This is a genomic window from Paenisporosarcina cavernae, assembly GCF_003595195.1.
GTDB lineage: Bacteria > Bacillota > Bacilli > Bacillales_A > Planococcaceae > Paenisporosarcina > Paenisporosarcina cavernae.
In genome coordinates this window covers 1,485,713-1,501,088 of the sequence record NZ_CP032418.1, presented here as the reverse complement: position 1 = coordinate 1,501,088, position 15,376 = coordinate 1,485,713, and the positions used below count along the sequence as shown (strand labels likewise).

Here is a 15,376-nt window from a genome sequence, read left to right as displayed (position 1 = left end):
AGTGACAGACATCACCATGGCAAGATTGCATGAAGGTATGGTCGTTCTATACGCAATCAGCCTCGTTTTATACTTTCTCGATTTCTTCTATCAAAATAAGCGTGCAGAGAAATATGGATTTTACCTAGTATCCATTGTATGGGTATTACAGTCTATCTTTCTCGTTTTATATATGATGGAGACCAATCGATTTCCCATCTTGACACTCTTTGAGGGGATTTACTTTTACGCTTGGTTATTGATCACCTTATCGCTTGTGTTACATTTAACGTATAAGGTGAAAATTCTCGTTTTTTCGTTAAATATTATTGGTTTTGTCATGATGATGATTCATACGTTTGCACCAGTTCAACTCGAGCGCTCACCAGTCGGTGAAAATTTAGTTTCGGAGCTATTATTCATCCATGTGACGTTTGCGATCATTTCCTATGTCGCATTTTCATTATCGTTTGTTTTTTCCGTGTTGTATCAACTTTTATATCGATTATTAAAAAAGAAAAAATGGACTATTCAATGGAGAAATTTGCCGTCGCTAGATCAAACGGAAAAAGGAATGACCATTTCGATGATAATTGGTATTCCATCGTTATTACTTAGTCTCATATTAGGTATGCAATGGGCTTATTTATCACTTGATTCCTTTTCGTTGTTTGATATGAAAATTGTCGGATCATTTATTCTGCTCATTTTTTATAGTGTTATATTATATCGGCACCATAAAAATGCGTTACTAGGGACACAATATGCATGGGCACATATTTATGCATTTTTAGTTGTTCTATTAAACTTTTTCTTAGGAAGTCGTCTGTCTGAGTTTCATTTTTGGTTATAGAAAGGATGTTCACATTGCGTAAAATTATTGTTGGATCACGTAGAAGTAAATTAGCATTAACCCAAACAAAGTGGTTTATAGAAGAAATGAAGAAATCTGGAGCTCCTTTTGAATTTGATATTAAAGAAATTGTGACAAAAGGTGATCAGATTGTTGATGTACAACTATCAAAAGTAGGAGGTAAAGGGCTATTTGTGAAAGAAATTGAGCAAGCTCTCTATTCGAAAGAAATAGATTTTGCTGTGCATAGCATGAAAGATATGCCTTCTGAATTACCAGATGGTCTTGTCATAGGATGTGTTCCTCCACGCGAAGATGCTCGCGATGCTTACATAGCGAACAATCATGTGAAACTAATGGATTTGCCTAAAGGTGCAGTAGTTGGGACAAGTTCATTACGTCGAAGTGCACAGTTGCTTCAAGTTAGACCGGATTTGGAAATTCAATGGATTCGGGGAAATGTGGATACTCGACTAAATAAGTTAAAAAACGAAAATTTTGATGCGATTATTTTAGCAGCAGCTGGTTTAAATCGCTTAGGTTGGAGTCAAGACGTGGTAACTGAGTACTTATCTACGGATATTTGTTTGCCAGCAGTAGGTCAAGGTGCTTTAGCGATTGAATGTCGCGAAGATGATGTAGAGCTATTAGCATCACTTGCAAAATTAACAGATGAAGCGACATGGAAAGCTGTACAAGCAGAACGTTCTTTTTTACACAAAATGGATGGCGGCTGTCAAGTACCAATCGCAGGATTTGCGACAACCGATGGCAATGAAATTACCTTTACGGGATTAGTTGCTTCACCTGAAGGTGACGTCTTCTACAAGGAATCTACGAAGGGAGAAAATCCGGTAGAACTTGGAAAAGAAATTGCTGCGAAAATTTCTGCAGAAGGTGCATATGATCTAATCCAGCAAGTAAAGGCAGATTTAAATGTCTAATTCCTTCCCGCTTGCAAATCACTTGATTATTTTTACGGGAACATCGGTTCCTCAAACAGTGATACAGAAAGCATCCGATCTTGGTGCGCGTACCGTGCGTCACCCTCTGATTCAAATTTCTCCAACTTCACATGCGGTACCTGATTTTGTGAATGAACATTGGAAGGAGTATGAGTGGATTATTTTCACAAGTGGACATGCCGTTCGCATCTTTCATGCAATTGTAGCTAACAGACCTGTTCATGCAAAAATCGCAGTTGTCGGAGAAAAAACGAAAACGAAATTAGAAACACTTGGATATACTATTTCTTTTATGCCATCCACCTATAACGCGACGACTTTCGTAGAAGAATTTCCATATACGACGAAACGAGTCCTTTTCGTAAAAGGAAATTTGGCGAGTGATCTTATTCCTACAAAATTACCGTCCGAGGTGGATGAGTGGGAGATATACAACACGACAAGCAATCCTGCGGAATTAAAAAAATTCCGTACAACCATAGCAGAAAACAAATCATCTGCGATTATAGTCGTTTTGGGTAGTCCTTCAGCTGCCCGTCAGCTTCAGAAGGTATTACCAATCGATTCAACCATTGAATTGGCTTCCATTGGAAATGTCACGACAAAAGCGTTACGTGAAATCGGCTATCACGTAACGTATCAACCTGAAAAATTTACGTGGGAGAATATTCTGCAGGAAATCGTATATAGAAAGTAGGATGAATGATGAATTTACAATTCTCAAGACATAGAAGATTACGACATACTGAAACGTTGCGTCGAATGGTAAAAGAAACAAGTTTACACGTGGATGATTTCATTTATCCAATTTTTGTTGCAGAAGGCGATAACATCAAAAACCCCATTGCTTCCATGCCAGGAGTATTCCAATTTTCATTAGACCATCTAGGAGAAGAATTAGACGAGGTAGTTCGACTTGGCATTCCTTCTGTGATTTTATTTGGTATTCCACACGAGAAAGACGCAATTGGATCACAAGCATTCCATGATCATGGAATTGTCCAAGAAGCAATTCGATTTGCGAAAGATCGTCATCCAGATTTAATGGTTATTGCAGACACATGTTTATGTGAATATACCGACCATGGTCATTGTGGTGTAATTGAAAATGGAAAAGTGTTAAATGACCCTACGCTTGATTTATTAGCACGAACTGCGGTAGCACAAGCAAAAGCAGGTGCTGATATAATTGCACCTTCCAATATGATGGATGGTTTTGTTGCAGCAATACGTTACGGTTTAGACGAGGCTGGGTATGAACATATTCCTATTATGTCTTACGCGGTGAAATATGCGAGTGCCTATTATGGTCCGTTTCGCGATGCTGCGAATAGCACACCTCAATTTGGGGACCGTAAAACGTATCAAATGGATCCAGCAAATCGCTTAGAAGCAATGAGAGAAGCTGCTTCTGATGTCGAAGAGGGCGCGGATTTCTTAATTGTAAAACCAGCACTTTCTTACTTGGATATTGTACGTGATGTGAAAAACAATTTTGTGTTACCTCTTGTTGCCTATAATGTGAGTGGAGAATATGCCATGATCAAAGCAGCAGCAGCGAACGGATGGATTGACGAAGAACGGATTGTGTTAGAAACATTAACTAGTATGAAACGAGCTGGAGCAGACTTAATTATGACGTATCATGCGAAAGATGCTGCGAAATGGTTAGGAGGAGCAAAATGACCCGAGATTATAGCAAATCGATAGCTGCCTTTAAAGAAGCAAAAGAATATATGCCTGGTGGCGTTAATAGCCCAGTACGTGCATTTAAATCGGTTAATATGGACCCAATATTCATTCAATCAGGTAAAGGCTCAAAGATGATAGATATCGATGGGAATGAATACATTGACTATGTCCTGTCATGGGGACCACTTATTTTAGGGCATGCAGATGAGGATGTAGTAAAAGCAATTCAAGAGACGGCAGTTAGCGGTACTAGTTTTGGTGCACCAACGTTAATTGAAACAGAATTGGCTAAGCTTGTACAAGAGCGAGTTCCATCTATGGAAATGATTCGAATGGTTTCTTCCGGTACAGAAGCTACGATGAGTGCACTGCGTGCAGCTCGTGGATACACTGGTCGAAACAAAATTGTGAAATTCGAAGGTTGTTACCATGGACATGGTGATAGTTTATTAATCAAAGCAGGGTCAGGAGTTGCAACACTTGGATTACCAGATAGCCCAGGGGTTCCTGAATCGATTGCTCAAAATACCATCACTGTTCCTTATAATGATGATGCTGCAATCACTGCAGTATTTGAGCGCTTTGGGGATGATATTGCTGCAGTAATCGTCGAGCCAGTAGCAGGTAACATGGGAGTTGTTCCACCGAATAAAGGATTCCTTGAACACCTTCGTGCAGTTACAACTCAGTACGGAAGCGTTCTGATCTTTGATGAAGTGATGACTGGATTCCGTGTGGGATACAACTGTGCCCAAGGATACTATAATGTGAAACCGGATATGACGTGTCTTGGGAAAGTAATCGGCGGTGGCCTTCCTGTTGGTGCATATGGTGGGAAGAAAGAAATTATGTCACAGATTGCTCCAAGTGGACCCATTTATCAAGCGGGAACATTATCAGGAAATCCTCTAGCGATGGCAGCAGGATTAGCTACGTTGTCCAAGTTAACACCGGAAAGTTATGATCATTTTCATCATTTAGCAGATTTATTAGAAGAAGGTTTCAAAAAAGCTGCGATTACGTATAACATTCCTCATCGTGTAAATCGTGCCGGTTCAATGATTGGGTTCTTCTTCACGAATGAAAAAGTAACCAATTACGATCAAGCAAAAACGGCGGATCTAACACTTTTTGCGGATGTCTATCGTTTAATGGCAGAAGAGGGAGTATATTTACCTCCATCTCAATTTGAAGGAATGTTTTTGTCCACTGCACATACAGAGGGAGATATTGAAAAAACAGTCCAAGCATTTGAAAAAGTTTTTGAAAAACTAGCGAAATAAACATGAAAAAACCCTTCTTCTCATACATTTGATGAGAGGAGGGGTTTTGTTGAATTATTCTTTTGAATTAAAAGAAACGTGTTGTTTAGTACCAGAAATTGGTGAAATAACGGAAGTTGTCTCATGTCGCATTGTACCCGTTACGAGTTGGGAAAAAAGTGAGGATGCATGGAAAGCGAAAGGAATTTATCATTTATCTTGTGAAATTAACATTCGGGAAGCACAAGAACCATCCGAGAGGGAAGCTGGCATCGTAATTGAGGATATTGACTTTATTAAAAATGGAGTGGGTTATTTTGAGTACGCAATCCCTTTATATGTTGAATGCCCACCCTCGGAACAAGCACCAGCGTTACGAATAGAAGATCCGGTTGTAAGTGTAAAGGAGAACGCTCTAGTAGAAATCGGTGCAGTTGTCCATTGCGACTATCCGAGAGTTAGTAAAAAGGACTTACCATTTCATCGATTAAAAGAATCATATTCCAAAAGTTTTCTCACAACATATCGTGGTGAAAAGCGAAAACAAGAAACAACAGAATAATAAGCAGAAATACGTCTAATGTCGTTGGAATAAAAATTACCCGTATAAATTGAAAACAAAAGATTGGTACACAAATATCTTTACAATAAAAGCGACATTTTCGTAACCATGGAGGCAGCAGATGAGGATTATATCTTCGCATAAGATCAACTCCTTTCCTTTACTTGACGAAGCAGGAATACTTCGGGTACAATAATTTCAATCAACAGAATGACATATCGAAATTGCTTTGATCGGGATAGTAAATTTTGTGTTCAGTTAAAGAGAGGGGAGAATGGTGTGAATCCCTACTGAAACATCATTGAATGTCACCCGGGAGCTGTTTTTGTGAATATAGTAGCAAAAACCGGTGGAAAGCCGTTATTTCTATGAAGTGCGTAGCTTATTAAAGCTGCGAATTAAGGTGGTACCGCGAATCGAACTCCTTCGTCCTTATGTAACATAAGGCGAGGGAGTTTTTGTTTTCCAAAAAAATGAGTGATAAGACAGAGGAGGAACAACCATGTCAGAAGAAACAAACTTAGCAACCAAATACGATCCTAAAGCAATTGAACAAGGTCGTTATGAGTGGTGGTTAAAAGGAAAATTTTTCGAAGCGGATCCTACTAGCGATAAAGAACCTTTTACAATTGTCATTCCACCACCGAACGTAACAGGGAAACTACATTTAGGCCATGCATGGGATACAACTCTTCAAGATATTTTAGTACGAATGAAGCGGATGCAAGGGTATGATGCTTTGTGGCTTCCTGGGATGGACCACGCCGGGATTGCGACACAAGCTAAAGTAGAAGAAAAACTACGTGCAACTGGTACAACTCGTTATGATCTTGGCCGGGAGAACTTTTTAGAAGAAACGTGGAAATGGAAAGAAGAGTATGCTTCTCACATTCGTGCACAATGGTCTAAATTAGGACTAGGTCTAGACTATTCACGTGAACGATTTACGCTAGATGAAGGGCTCTCAACAGCTGTACAAGAAGTTTTCGTGAAATTGTATGAAAAAGGACTCATCTATCGCGGAGAATATATCATTAACTGGGATCCAGCAACAAAAACCGCGATATCTGATATCGAAGTTATTTATCAAGACGTACAGGGTGCATTTTATCATATGCGATATCCACTAGCAGATGGCACGGATTCAATCGAAATCGCCACAACTCGACCTGAAACCATGCTCGGAGATACTGCTGTAGCGGTACACCCAGAAGATGAGCGCTATCAACACTTAATTGGAAAAACGGTAAAACTGCCGATAACTGGACGAGAAATTCCAATTATCGCAGATGACTACGTAGATATGGAATTTGGAAGCGGTGCAGTGAAAATTACCCCTGCTCACGATCCGAATGATTTTGAAATTGGGAATCGTCACAATTTAGAACGTGTTTTAGTAATGAATGAAGACGGTACAATGAATGAACGTGCAGGTAAGTACGAAGGAATGGACCGTTTTGAGTGTCGTAAACAAATCGTAAGCGATTTACAAGACATGGGTGTTTTATTCAAAATCGAAGAACACTTACATTCGGTTGGACATTCAGAACGCAGTGGTGCAGTAGTCGAACCATATTTATCTACACAATGGTTTGTTAAAATGCAACCACTCGCAGATGAAGCAATTAAACTACAAGCTGGTGCTGAAAAAGTAAACTTTGTACCAAATCGTTTTGAGAATACGTATTTACGTTGGATGGAAAATATTCGTGATTGGTGTATTTCTCGTCAATTATGGTGGGGCCATCGAATTCCAGCTTGGTACCATAAAGAGACTGGTGAAATTTATGTTGGAAGCGATGCGCCAAAAGATAGTGAAAACTGGAAGCAAGACGAAGATGTGTTAGATACGTGGTTTTCTTCTGCACTATGGCCATTTTCCACTATGGGTTGGCCAGATGAGTTGAGTGAAGAGTTTAAACGTTACTACCCAACGGATGTTTTAGTAACAGGATACGATATTATATTCTTCTGGGTATCACGCATGATTTTCCAAGGACTTGAATTTACACAGAAACGTCCTTTTGACGATGTTCTCATTCACGGACTTGTACGTGCAGAGGATGGACGTAAGATGTCTAAGTCGCTCGGAAATGGTGTCGATCCAATGGATGTTATCGATCAATACGGAGCGGATTCCCTACGTTATTTCTTATCTACCGGCTCTTCACCAGGACAAGATTTGCGCTTCTCCATAGAAAAAGTGGAATCTGTTTGGAATTTCGCAAACAAAATTTGGAATGCTTCCCGATTTGTTTTAATGAATATTGAAGGCATGAGCTATGAAGATATTTCATTACAAGGCGAAAAATCTGTAGCTGATGAATGGATTTTGACTCGTTTGAATGAAACAATCGAGCAAGTGACAAAACTATCCGATAAATATGAATTCGGAGAAGTTGGTCGTACACTTTATAATTTCATTTGGGATGATTTCTGTGATTGGTATATTGAAATGTCTAAATTACCACTCTATGGTGAAAATGAACAAGCGAAACAAATGACACGCTCTGTATTAGCATATGTTTTAGATCAAACAATGCGCTTATTGCATCCATTCATGCCTTTCATTACAGAAGAGATTTGGCAAAAGCTTCCGCATCAAGGTGAGTCTATTACAGTTGCCCCGTGGCCAGTAGCAGATCCAGCTTTATCGAATCCAGAAAAAGCAGCAGATATGAAAGTATTATCTGAAATTATTCGTGCAGTACGGACAATTCGTGCAGAAGTTCAAACACCAATGAGCAAGAAAGTTCCGCTGTACCTTTCTGCAAAAGACGATCAAACAGAATCAATCTTACAGGAAAATGCGATTTATCTAGAAAAATTCTGTAATCCAGAACCTCTTGTGATTGGTAAAGACTTGCAAGCTCCAGAGCAGGCAATGTCATCCGTCGTTACAGGAGTAGAAATCTACTTGCCATTAGTAGGATTAATTGACGTAGTAAGTGAAACAGCACGTCTAGAAAAAGAGCTGGAAAAATGGGCAAAAGAAGTAAAACTTGTACAAGGTAAACTTTCAAATGAACGTTTCGTTTCAAAAGCACCAGAAGCAGTTGTCGCGGAAGAGCGTGCGAAAGAAAAAGACTACCTTGAAAAATTCGAAGCAGTCCAAAAACGAATTGACGAATTGAAAAACTTAGCATAGCGATGAGAAACTCTCAATCCACTTCGGATGGGGAGTTTCTTTATGTTTGGAGGTAGGAAAAGGGGGGCCGATCGATTCTCTGGTTGAGGCGATCGATTCTCGGGGCAAGAAGATCGATTCTTTATAAAAAAACGACCAATCGAAATTGGTCGCATCGCTTACTTACTTAGTTTTGTATAAATATGTTCCATTATCGGAACAGCAATATCTATACCCGTTGTTGCGTAATACGATCTCGCACCCACCGGATCTTCCATTTCATTAAATAACCACGTTCCATCCTCGAGCAGCAAGAAGTCAAATCCGACATAATCACTTTTAATGGCTTTCGCTAATGTTGTTACGTGATCAATTTGCCATGATGCTAAACTAAAGGTTTCCACCGAACCACCCAGTAAGTAATTGGATTTAAAGGAGTCCTTTCCTTGTCGTTTAACAGCACCTTGAACCTCTTCGCCAATCATAAATACACGAATATCGGTTGCGTTTGTTTCGATGTAAGGCTGAACAATAGCTTCTTCAAAGGAAAAAGGAATATTTAGATGTTGATAATCCTCGGACGATTGCAGTAAAAATACATCTGAACCACCATAGCCATACCTGCTTTTTACAACACACGGAAAGGAAAGAGTTGTATTTTCTTTCCAGAGAAGCGTCGGAACAACTGGTATGTTTTGCAACAATGCAAGTTGGTACGATTTCCATTTGTCATTTGCGAGGACATTTACTTGAGAACGATTCACCAAGTAATATCCTTTCGCTTCAAGTTCTTGAGATCGTTTCGGGTTTCTCATTCGAAAAAAAACAAAATCGACATCTTCTGGAATCTCATCTTTACCATCTCGAATTAGTGACATAGATATGGAGTGTTTAGAAGCTTCTCCAATGAGACGATTGATAAAATCTTGATTCCGAATCGCTTCTGTTTCTTCATATACTAATGCAGCCTTCATGATTGAACCGCTGCTAATTTTCTTTGAATGTAAGCAATCATAGAATCGGCAACATTAATCCCAGTGACAGTGTATATGTTCCGAATATGCGCTGCGGCGTTGACTTCACATACAATGGGTTCTTCATTTTCACCAAATAATAAATCTACACCGGCAAATTCCGCTTCAACAGCTTTTGCAGCAGCAATCGCCGTTTCTTGTTGGTTTTCGGTTAACTCAATGCGAAGTGCTTTTCCACCGTTTGTAATATTTGCACGGAAATCAGTTTCAGAATAGCGATACATCGCGGCAACAACTTCATTTCCCACGACATTCACTCGAATATCCCTGCCACGACTTGAAGCGATAAACTCCTGAAATACATAATCGATTCCACGGAGTGCTCGAACTTTTTCCATAAATTGCTCTTTCGTTTCGATTAAATATACTTTCATCCCAAACGATCCTTTTCCTTCTTTAATAATCATCGGGAGACCTAAATCATGTAATATCGTGTCGTAATAGCCAGACTCCTCAATGGTGAAATCGGGGTACACTTTCGGAGCAAGAATTGTCTTTGGCATTGGAATGTGATGAGCTGCAAGTGTTAAATACTGCTTAGCTTTATTGTCACAGCGTTCAATAACATCCGGATCATTAAATACAGGTATTCCTGCTAATTTTAAATAATTTGCGAGTAATATATCTTTGTCTAACATGATGACAAAGTCAGGAGGAGAACTAATCGTCCCCTGAAGATCCATTTGAACTTCATAATTTCGTAAAAAGATAGGTTGAATGCCAACTTTCGTAGCCGCTTCTCCCACTAAATGGGCTTGATCAATAAACTTTTCTGATTGTAAACTGCCATTGTAAATTATCCAACACGTACGCATCGTTCGCCCTCCTGATTAAGTGTATAATTACACCATATTGTGATAGTAGCACGAAAAGAAAGCGGTGTGGATAGTGATACCAAAATTTAATCTTTATAAAGAACAGTGGCAAATTCAAAGTAGTCCAGAGATCAAGCCAGGCTTGACTTCCATGCAGGAGGCGATGAAAGTGCTTGGTCATCCTGAACGTGCTATTAAAGTGATTCATGTGGCAGGAACGAACGGAAAAGGGTCAACCGTGAAAATGATCCAGCAACTTTTACTTGCTCATGGGAAACGCGTAGGGGCATTTTTTTCTCCAAGTTTCGTGGATGTCCATGATCAGATTCAAGTAGGATTAAACGATGTTACCGAAAAAGAACTAAATGAAGCCTTCGAAGAAATATCTAGGACAAATCTTAGCGGGAAGCTGACAGATTTTGAATTACTGACGTGTGTTGCGTTCCTTACTTTTCGACATGCGAATATTGAGGTAGCAGTCATTGAAACTGGAATGGGAGGATTGGAAGATAGTACGAATGTTGTCACACCGCTCGTCAGTGTCATTACTAGCATCGCAAAGGATCACGAACGTTTTTTAGGCACAACTTTGTCGGAAATCGCGACACATAAAGCAGGCATCATTAAGTCAAACCGTCCTGTTATTTGCGGGCCACTTCAAAAGGATGCCATGAAAGTTGTTCGTGACTACGCGCGTGAGAATCAGTCAGATCTATTTGTTTTTGGGAATGAAGTACCTCCTTATCATGGGGCTTTGTCGCTTAACGGTAAGCACCAGCGTCAGAACGCAGCATTAGCCTTATTTGCTGTACAACTCCTATCTACTTCGTTAGGATTTTCTTTCCAACAGGAAGTAGCAGAACAGGTATTAGCCACCATACATATGCCTCTTCGGTTTGAAAAAGTCAATGATCGCCTTTATTTAGACGGCGCACATAACCCTGCAAGTATCGAAAAATTAGTGGAGACGATTCAAGAACTGGGACTAGAAAACAACGTGCATTTTATTGTCGGAATGATTCAAGGAAAAGATGCTTCTGCCATGTTACGGTCTTTAGAAACAGTCAGTACAACATTCACTTTTGTTTCATTCCAAGAGGAACGTTCAAGAAAACCAGAAGAATTAGCCGAGCTCTCACATGCTACATACAAACAAGTCATCCACAACCCTTTTGAGGCGATGACACTATCGCTTCAAGAAGAAAATGTGACTATTGTTGTAGGATCTCTTTATTTACTGGCAGAGATTTATCAAGAAACCATTCGATTGTTCAAAAAATCGGAAAAAACTGAATGACAAATCATTTTTATTCTGATAAAGTGAAAATATTGTAAACATTTTGAACTAAGGAGAGAGACTATGGAAGTGACTTGGGGTCAACGGATCGGTTTTATCATTATGTGGATAGCAATAGTGCCGATTTCCACGTATTCTCTTTTTCAGTTCGACCGTCCAGATGAAGTGAACTGGGGCATCTTACTCGCATATGTAGCATTGGCTTTACTTGCATCTATTCTTCCATTTAAAGTTGCAGGAACAACTATTATGTTGATTCAGTGGGTCAACTTAGCGGTCTTTTTGCAATATGGAATTCTAGTTGAAATGATTGTCATGCAGATTGCGATTATTCCCTTATTCTTTTATTTGAAATTATTTTCAAAAGATGAATTTTATCGGATGTTTTTCAACTCACTTATGTTCTTTTCCGTTTCGGTTGTCAGTGGTTTAGCAGTCTATTCCCTTGGATTTGATCGAGAAAATGCCCAAATTGGAAGTATTTTGTTGTACTCCGTTATATTCCAACTTGTGAATATGTTTGCCAACCATTTATTTTTATTTGGTTATTTAAAATATTTTAAAGATCCAGATGCCAAATTTATGAGTATCGATACTTTATGGGATTACGCAGGAATGGTCATCACTCTTCCATTTGGAATTATGCTTTATTTACTAAATCTGCATGTAGGAGTCATTGGATTCTTACTTCTTGGTATTCCATTTGTGATGATATCACTAGTAGTACGGATGTATAACAGCTCTGAGAAGATTAATGACGATTTAAATGTCGCAAGTGAAATTGGTCAACAACTCGCAGGTAAACATACTGTGGATGAGATCTTTAATATTTTCTTACAACGCGTGAACGAATTATTTCCCACCGAGTTCTCGTATATAGTGGATATTAGAAGAAAATCAGATGAAATGTACGTGATGTTCGCTTACGTAAATGGTCAAGAAGCAAAACCTATTGTTTCATCAAAGGATTTAGTCAATTCGATACCAGGAAGGGTCTGGAAAAAAGACAAATCTTACTTGTATCACACACGTTCAGAATGGAATCATATTCCACTTACGTATTTACCAGATAATGTGGAAAGCATTATGGCTGTTCCCATAAGCCGTAACCAACGAATCGAAGGAGTTTTCTTGTTAGCCTCGACGAAGAAATTTGCCTTTGAAACGCATCAACTTCAGATTTTACAGCTATTATGTAGCTATTTTGCTGTTTCCTTAGAAAAAGCGAAGTACGTGGAAGATGCAGTGTCTAAGAGCGAACGGTGCGGTCTTACAAAACTATATAATTATCGCTACTTTGATCATTGTTTAGAGCTTGAAATGAATAAGTTATTAAATGGAAAGCTACGACAATTATCATTAATGATGTTAGATATTGACCATTTTAAAATGATCAATGATACGTATGGTCATCAAAGTGGAAATGAAATACTAGTCGCTTTCTCTCGTCTTCTTGAAAGGGAGTTAGGAGAGCTAGGCACTCTTGCACGCTATGGCGGAGAGGAATTTGTCGTTCTTCTTCCTAATATGTCCAAACAAAAAACATTGGAACTAGCAGAAAGACTTCGAAAAGTAATTGAAGAAACACCATTTGCGATTAATATGGGACTAGCGGATCGACCTCAAATACAAGAAGTGACTATTACTGCGAGTATTGGGATTTCAACAGCTCCAGAGGATAGTGATGAAGGAATGTCGCTTATTCGAAATGCCGATCGAGCATTGTATATTGGGGCGAAACGAGAAGGACGCAATCGGGTAGCAGAATATATAAAATAACACGAAAAAACCATATTTTCACATGCAATGTGGAAGATGGTTTTTTTCTATTAAGAAAGTTTGGATGTTACATATTCAACTGGTGTACCGATACCGTTAAATCGTATAATAAGAAGAAAGGGGGGATTAACTATGCAATTACTCATAGGAATGATATTTGGTCTCGTATGTGTCGTCATCGTGTTATTGTTTGTCCCCGGATTCCATCGTAATAAACATACAGTTCTTCTGGGTTCAAGTGCTGTGGGCAGTTTTTTACTAGCATTTTGGATAGGAATTTTATATACCCCTCTAATCGGTGTACTGTTCTTTATTCTGCTAAGCGGAGCACTAGCCATTTTACTTGGAAAAAAGCATCTTTGGTATGATCGGAATCATTGGGATAAAACATCTAATACATATATTCATTCCAAAGCTTTTCATGTTGGGAACGATTTAGAAGAAGTCACTTCTACAAATGATACATCATTATTTGTGAAATCTCTTCGAATGGAAAAACCGCTTACAACTGATATTGTGCAATCTAAAAGAGAAGTTGCGCCAACTCTTGCAATCGATCATCCTTTAGAGGATCTTTCCGATCAATGGATGTCTAAACGAATGGAAAAATTATGGAGTGAAGAAGAGAAGGGGGAAGATACACGTGGAAAGACAGAATAGTATACAGTTTTTCCTCATCACTCTTCTAATTGGCGTTATTTTATTGGCTGGAACATTTGGTTTCTCCACTGTCTCTTCTGCTATATTCGGAACGGTAAATTCACCTTTTGAAGACGGTACTACCATTGGCGAAACAGACGTTTCTGGTTTGACCCCGCAGCAAGCAAAAAAAGTACTCGAAAAGGACATAGTTAATTGGCAAGAAAACTATCCAATTTCAATGCAAGTCCTTTTTAAACAAGTGCTGTTAAATCCGGAGGTCATTCAATTTGATATGGAAAACTCGATAGCAGAAGCAAAAAATGGCACTCAAAACGACTTGTTGGTGTTAGTTGACGAGGTTAAATTGCAACAATCACTAGAAGAAATCGGATATAGGCATGCCCAAGAACAGCATGATTTTCAAGCACTAAAGCAACTTCTTACAGAAAAAGCGGCTCACTATGAGAAGTCGTCAGTTCCAGTAAATCTCATCCGCTACATGTCAGAAGTGTCAGCAGATGAAGGGACAATAAGTGATGCTTCTCTTCCAATAAATGTGCAAGACGAAAGCCCAACAAATTGGATTCGGAACCACTCGACAATTTCCGTACCCATTGGTGAAAAGATTTCCTTGAACACGTTACTTAATGACGATCCAACTGGGCTTTATTCTGCTGAATTTAAAACGAAACTTGCATCTACACTTTATGCTGCATCATTGAATGCACCGATAGAAGTAGTCTCTCGTAGTATTAGTGAGTCAAATCAATACAATGTTCCACTAGGAACGGAAGCGTATCTTTCGGAAACGACTGATCTCGTCATCAAAAATAGCTATGGCTATCCCATCACCATTCAGTCATCCATTTCTGGCTCTACATTGAGCGTGGAAATTCGTTCCAGAATGACAGACTTACACGTAACTGCACAAAAAAGTGATCAAAACGTATTGCCGTTTCGTGTGCAAATCCAGCTTGTCACTAATCCATATTTAGTGAAAACAGAGCTTGGTAAAGAAGGAAGAGAAGTGACAGTATCCCGAACAATCTTTATAGGTAGTGACGAAATAGATACTTTTGTTCAATCTGTTGATACGTATTTTCCAATCAATGAAATACAGTACCGCTTACAAGAAGTGGCTTCACCTGAACAAAATGGTTCACCAGCAAGCCCTGGTTCAACATATGATTCTTCCGGAGGACAGACAAACACTCCTACAACACCGTCCACAGGAACACCTTCAACAGATGACGACTCGAATCCAACAGGAACACCTCCTGGAGGTACGGACGATTCGGATGATCCGGATTCAATCGAAAAGGATGATCAGCATCATGTTGGGAAATAAAAAGCTAGAAGTCTGATGAAA

At 39.2% G+C, this 15,376-nt stretch carries 13 protein-coding genes and 1 other annotated feature; of the genes, 11 read left to right on the top strand and 2 right to left on the bottom strand.

What is annotated here, in order from left to right:
- Position 1 precedes the first annotated feature (1 nt).
- The 7 genes from ccsA to D3873_RS07615 all read left to right on the top strand — a co-directional run bounded on the left by ccsA (position 2) and on the right by D3873_RS07615 (position 8,461).
- Positions 2-832, top strand: a complete 831-nt coding sequence (gene ccsA / locus D3873_RS07650; RefSeq protein WP_119883511.1) for a cytochrome c biogenesis protein CcsA — start codon at positions 2-4, stop codon at positions 830-832.
- A gap of 14 nt (positions 833-846) precedes the next feature.
- The gene (gene hemC, locus D3873_RS07645; RefSeq protein WP_119883510.1) at positions 847-1,776 is read left to right on the top strand and encodes a hydroxymethylbilane synthase; all 930 of its coding nucleotides are present in this window, start codon (positions 847-849) and stop codon (positions 1,774-1,776) included.
- Positions 1,769-2,494, top strand: a complete 726-nt coding sequence (locus tag D3873_RS07640; RefSeq protein ID WP_119883509.1) for a uroporphyrinogen-III synthase — start codon at positions 1,769-1,771, stop codon at positions 2,492-2,494. The genes hemC and D3873_RS07640 overlap by 8 nt, the downstream gene beginning before the upstream one ends.
- A gap of 5 nt (positions 2,495-2,499) precedes the next feature.
- The gene (gene hemB / locus D3873_RS07635) at positions 2,500-3,483 is read left to right on the top strand and encodes a porphobilinogen synthase (protein WP_119883508.1); all 984 of its coding nucleotides are present in this window, start codon (positions 2,500-2,502) and stop codon (positions 3,481-3,483) included.
- Positions 3,480-4,772, top strand: a complete 1,293-nt coding sequence (gene hemL, locus D3873_RS07630) for a glutamate-1-semialdehyde 2,1-aminomutase (RefSeq protein ID WP_119883507.1) — start codon at positions 3,480-3,482, stop codon at positions 4,770-4,772. The genes hemB and hemL overlap by 4 nt, the downstream gene beginning before the upstream one ends.
- A 49-nt stretch (positions 4,773-4,821) precedes the next feature.
- A complete protein-coding gene (locus D3873_RS07625; RefSeq protein WP_119883506.1) occupies positions 4,822-5,313 on the top strand; it encodes a hypothetical protein in 492 nt (163 codons plus the stop codon).
- Positions 5,314-5,533: 220 nt separating this feature from the next.
- Positions 5,534-5,750: a binding site (T-box leader), on the top strand.
- Positions 5,751-5,815: 65 nt separating this feature from the next.
- Positions 5,816-8,461, top strand: a complete 2,646-nt coding sequence (locus D3873_RS07615) for a valine--tRNA ligase (protein WP_119883504.1) — start codon at positions 5,816-5,818, stop codon at positions 8,459-8,461.
- 158 nt (positions 8,462-8,619) lie between these two features.
- Here the strand turns inward: D3873_RS07615 and D3873_RS07610 are convergent, their stop codons facing one another.
- Together D3873_RS07610 and D3873_RS07605 are read right to left on the bottom strand one after the other, a co-directional pair.
- A complete protein-coding gene (locus tag D3873_RS07610; protein WP_119883503.1) occupies positions 8,620-9,414 on the bottom strand; it encodes an ATP-grasp domain-containing protein in 795 nt (264 codons plus the stop codon).
- The gene (locus tag D3873_RS07605) at positions 9,411-10,289 is read right to left on the bottom strand and encodes an ATP-grasp domain-containing protein (protein WP_119883502.1); all 879 of its coding nucleotides are present in this window, start codon (positions 10,287-10,289) and stop codon (positions 9,411-9,413) included. Before D3873_RS07605 ends, D3873_RS07610 begins: the two co-directional genes overlap by 4 nt.
- A gap of 73 nt (positions 10,290-10,362) precedes the next feature.
- Between D3873_RS07605 and D3873_RS07600 the strand changes: the two genes are divergently transcribed.
- The 4 genes from D3873_RS07600 (at position 10,363) to D3873_RS07585 (ending at position 15,355) form a co-directional block, all read left to right on the top strand.
- A complete protein-coding gene (locus D3873_RS07600; RefSeq protein WP_119883501.1) occupies positions 10,363-11,586 on the top strand; it encodes a bifunctional folylpolyglutamate synthase/dihydrofolate synthase in 1,224 nt (407 codons plus the stop codon).
- A 63-nt stretch (positions 11,587-11,649) separates the two neighbouring features.
- On the top strand, positions 11,650-13,365 hold the full coding sequence (locus D3873_RS07595) for a sensor domain-containing diguanylate cyclase (protein ID WP_119883500.1): 1,716 nt from the start codon (positions 11,650-11,652) through the stop codon (positions 13,363-13,365).
- 132 nt (positions 13,366-13,497) lie between these two features.
- A complete protein-coding gene (locus D3873_RS07590) occupies positions 13,498-14,025 on the top strand; it encodes a hypothetical protein (RefSeq protein ID WP_119883499.1) in 528 nt (175 codons plus the stop codon).
- Positions 14,009-15,355: a VanW family protein gene (locus tag D3873_RS07585; RefSeq protein WP_119883498.1), complete on the top strand. Its 1,347-nt coding sequence runs from the start codon at positions 14,009-14,011 to the stop codon at positions 15,353-15,355. The genes D3873_RS07590 and D3873_RS07585 overlap by 17 nt, the downstream gene beginning before the upstream one ends.
- Positions 15,356-15,376: the final 21 nt, after the last annotated feature.

Bases quoted from the DNA above. Each gene is read 5' to 3' on its own strand.
- D3873_RS07615 (WP_119883504.1), top strand. From the start codon at position 5,816: ATGTCAGAAGAAACAAACTTAGCAACCAAATACGATCCTAAAGCAATT.
- hemL (WP_119883507.1), top strand. From the start codon at position 3,480: ATGACCCGAGATTATAGCAAATCGATAGCTGCCTTTAAAGAAGCAAAA.
- D3873_RS07610 (WP_119883503.1), bottom strand. From the start codon at position 9,414: ATGAAGGCTGCATTAGTATATGAAGAAACAGAAGCGATTCGGAATCAA.
- D3873_RS07595 (WP_119883500.1), top strand. From the start codon at position 11,650: ATGGAAGTGACTTGGGGTCAACGGATCGGTTTTATCATTATGTGGATA.
- hemB (WP_119883508.1), top strand. From the start codon at position 2,500: ATGATGAATTTACAATTCTCAAGACATAGAAGATTACGACATACTGAA.
- D3873_RS07605 (WP_119883502.1), bottom strand. From the start codon at position 10,289: ATGCGTACGTGTTGGATAATTTACAATGGCAGTTTACAATCAGAAAAG.
- D3873_RS07640 (WP_119883509.1), top strand. From the start codon at position 1,769: ATGTCTAATTCCTTCCCGCTTGCAAATCACTTGATTATTTTTACGGGA.
- D3873_RS07590 (WP_119883499.1), top strand. From the start codon at position 13,498: ATGCAATTACTCATAGGAATGATATTTGGTCTCGTATGTGTCGTCATC.